This window comes from Pseudomonas sp. UBA5568 (genome assembly GCF_002425525.1).
GTDB classification, from domain to species: Bacteria; Pseudomonadota; Gammaproteobacteria; order Pseudomonadales; family Pseudomonadaceae; genus Aquipseudomonas; species Aquipseudomonas fulva.
In genome coordinates this window covers 1-3,333 of sequence record NZ_DIMK01000017.1, presented here as the reverse complement: position 1 = coordinate 3,333, position 3,333 = coordinate 1, and the positions used below count along the sequence as shown (strand labels likewise).

The following is a 3,333-nucleotide window of genomic DNA, read 5'->3' as shown; positions in this document are numbered from 1 at the left end:
GTATCCGGAGTTCTTCGTGGATCTCAAGTCCTGGCATTGAACATGCGACGCTGGGTGGCACCGCTTTCCCGGGCCAAACACCATGTGCTGGAAGCAGTGCTGGCGGTTGTTCCACAGGTCTATGCTCGCTGGTTTGATCGCAGTCGATCGCCCGCAACAGCGATCGAACAACGCGCGCCTGCTGTACAGCGTGGGCGTCGCGCTGTTTTGCTGGTGGATCACGACTTTCCAGAGGTCGACCGTGATGCGGGGTCGAGAGCGATTCTGTCGTTCGCCAAGCTCGTGGGCGAGGCAGGATTCGAGCTTTTGTTCTGGGCAGCATCGACCACGCCATCTGCAGCGGGAAGAGCAACGCTGCATCAGGCGGGTATCCATGCCTTCTGCCGCAGCGAAACGGGGCCGCTGGAAGAGTGGTTGCGCGGTCCCGGACGTGCCTGGAACCTGGGTGGAACCGTATTGAGTCGACCCTTGATCGCGGCCATGTACCTGCCGGTCATACGCCGCAGCCTGAGTGGCCCCTGCATCTACTACGGTCATGACATTCATTTCCGCCGCCTGCAGGCGATGCGGCGCATCGACGCCAACTCAAGCCGGGGCTTTTGTTGGCAGCAATGGGTGATGGGCAGGGTCGAGCGACGCTTGTGGCAGTGCGCTGATGCAGTGCTCTATCCCTCGCAGGAAGAAGCGGACGAGGTCAATACATTCCGTCGGGCACACGCACTGACCGACAACGCCGAAATGTTCCCGCTGTGGACTCTGGATGGTGAAGTCTGCGTTGCAGCACCCAGTGATCGGAAGGGCCTTCTGTTTGTTGGCAGCTACGCACACGCGCCGAATGTGGACGGACTGGATTGGTTCCTGCGGGAGGTCCAGCCCAAGCTGCAGCTACACGCGGGACAACGCACGCTGACCATCGTGGGTTCCGGAATGGAGGCCTACGTGCCGCCGTCAACCACGATGCAGGTCCGAGTTCTGGGGCGCGTTGACGATGCAACCCTGGATGCGTGCTACGGCCACGCCCGTGTGGTGATCGCGCCGCTGCGTTTCGGTGGTGGAGTCAAGGGCAAGGTCCTCGAAGCGATCGGCAAGGGAGTCCCCTGCGTGATGTCGACCGCTGGTGTCCAGGGACTGGCTGGTCTGGAAGCCTTCCTGCCCGTCAGCGATGATCCACAGGTGATCGTTTCCGCCATCCAGCGACTGGTGGAAGATGACGCTGCCTGGGTGGCGGCAGCGTCAGGGGCATCAGCTTATCTTCGGCAACGTTACGACGCCGGGCGGTTCCGCGAGCGCCTAAGGCAAATGCTGGATGCGTGAGCCGGGTTGGACCCGGCTCATGGAGTGTGCTGGCAGACTCGCACCAGGCGAATCCAGTAACCCCGATCGGCATCGCTGCCACAGTTGTCCGAACCCAAAGGCACGTACTGATACTGGACGCGGCCGATCTTCATTACTTCGCTGAAGTGATAGACCGCCGAAAAACCAACGAACTGAGGTGCCTGAACAATCAACGTACTGTCAGCGCGCCAGTGCTGGTTCACTACCGCGTCCACGTCGGCGGCAGATTCCACAGCAGCCTGGCGCGTATAGCGATGCACGCCCTGGCTGACAAGCCCAATATTGGCCACCAACACCAGCATCCCGGCAATGGACAGGCAGCGTGCAGGCAAAGATGGCGACCTCCAACTGCCAAGCAGTGCAAGCACCACCGCAATGTAAAGGAACGGTACGTAACGAGCCCACCAAGGGGCGGCGTGCACGAAGGTCAGCAGCATCAGGTATCCGATCAGCGCCAAGAGAACACGAGTGGGCTGATCAGTGCGCTCGCGAGGCTTGATCGTGGCAACCAGGATGGCCAGTGCGGCGATGCAGAATGCTAGGGAGAACAGTGGTCCAAAACCAGCATAACGGGTGTCAGGAATGCCGGCGGCCTCGACCTCGCCAGGGCCCACCTCACCCGGCAGCTTCAGGCCTGGGTGCACAAAAGTGTTGGAGGTATGGGCGAACAGCGATCGCGCCAGCGTTACCGCGCGATTTCCCTCGAGCATGCTTGGCTCGGCCTGATTCTCCATCACCTTGTTGTTGCCCGTGACCGGATAGGCGATGGGCAGGCCCGAGACGAGATGGTTCAGGTAGGGGTGAGACAGAACGAACGCGCCCAGCAGTGCCCATCCGAGGATTTCTTTCCAGTTGGGCCTGCGCAGAAACAGGAAGGGGAGAACCAAAAGCGCCCCATAAAGAGCTCCGGTGAATTTCAGTCCAGCCAGAACGATCAGGCTGCCCCATGCGACGATGTTGCCGGTGGGTCCCCGCTGCTCATCCAGGCAAGCCAGCACGCATAGAGCAACCGCGGCATAGGTCGCGCCATCAACGTAGTTGGTCGCTGCCTGTGCCATCAGCGTAGGTGCGATCGCCAGCAGTATCGCTCCCACAACCGCCCGCCGACGCTGGCCCAGCATTGGCGTCAGTACGGAGATCGAATACAGGAACAACGCGATGGCCAGTACCATGCCCAAGGCCTTGCCCGACTCCCACCCGAAGCCTGTGTCCATCAAAGCCGCGCCAAACAGCCAGGACAGGTTGGGGTAATGACTGACCCATTTGTTGTTGTCGTTGCCTTCCCAGATGCTGCCAGCGTAGTACGGTTCGTCCCGGGTCCGCGCCCAATCGATGAACTCCGGTGCGCTCCAAGGGTTCCAGCCCTCGTGCAATGCCACAGTGGCTGGCTTGTGATACATGTTCCCATCCCAGGTGGCATCCTGGAATTGATTGCCCGTCCAGGCTGCAAGTGCCACGAAGGCCACAGCAAGCACAGCAGGCAGTGCCCAGTTCCGGATGCCGGCCTGCTGCACGAGCAGAACTCCGACAGCGAAGGGCAGCACGATCCAGGCGTATGCCAGCCCGAGGTAGGTGCTGAGCGCCTTTCCTGTCACCATCAGTAGTACGAGCACGATCAGCGCTGCGGCTACGCGGCGCGGCGCAGCACTCTGCAATGGTGCAACTACGGGGCGGCGCTCGGAGCCCATCAACATTTCTTTCATCAGGCTACTCAACGTTGCTGGCGGTAGTGCTCGTAGGCTGCGACAAGCATGTCCTCGTCGTTCCGGCTCGGGTGCCAGCCCAGAATGTGCTCGGTAGGTGCAATGTCGACCACGTAATTGATGTCGGCAATCTGATACTGCTCCCGATGCAGAAGTGGTTTGCCCAGCTTTTCCAGCAACGACAGGGCCATCTTCAACGGCTTGGCTGGTACTGGCACTACAATCGAGCGCGAGCCGATGCGCTTGATCGTATTGCGCAGCAACTGGCGGACTGGCGGTGCATCGCCGGATCCCA

3 protein-coding genes are annotated in these 3,333 nt (G+C 60.9%); 1 reads left to right on the top strand and 2 read right to left on the bottom strand.

The window, feature by feature from the left end; genetic code table 11:
• A partial coding sequence (locus B2S33_RS05210) for a glycosyltransferase (protein WP_288650013.1) occupies positions 1 to 1,314 on the top strand: 1,314 nt, incomplete at its 5' end.
• 17 nt (positions 1,315 to 1,331) lie between these two features.
• Here the strand turns inward: B2S33_RS05210 and B2S33_RS05205 are convergent.
• Positions 1,332 to 3,038, bottom strand: coding sequence for a hypothetical protein (locus tag B2S33_RS05205; protein ID WP_288650011.1), 1,707 nt, complete (start codon positions 3,036 to 3,038; stop codon positions 1,332 to 1,334).
• Positions 3,039 to 3,046: 8 nt separating this feature from the next.
• The coding region (locus B2S33_RS05200) for a hypothetical protein (protein WP_288650009.1) at positions 3,047 to 3,333 on the bottom strand (287 nt) is incomplete at its 5' end.

What these genes read in the sequence shown, in the direction of transcription:
- B2S33_RS05205 (WP_288650011.1), bottom strand. Translation starts at nt 3,038, where the DNA reads ATGAAAGAAATGTTGATGGGCTCCGAGCGCCGCCCCGTAGTTGCACCA.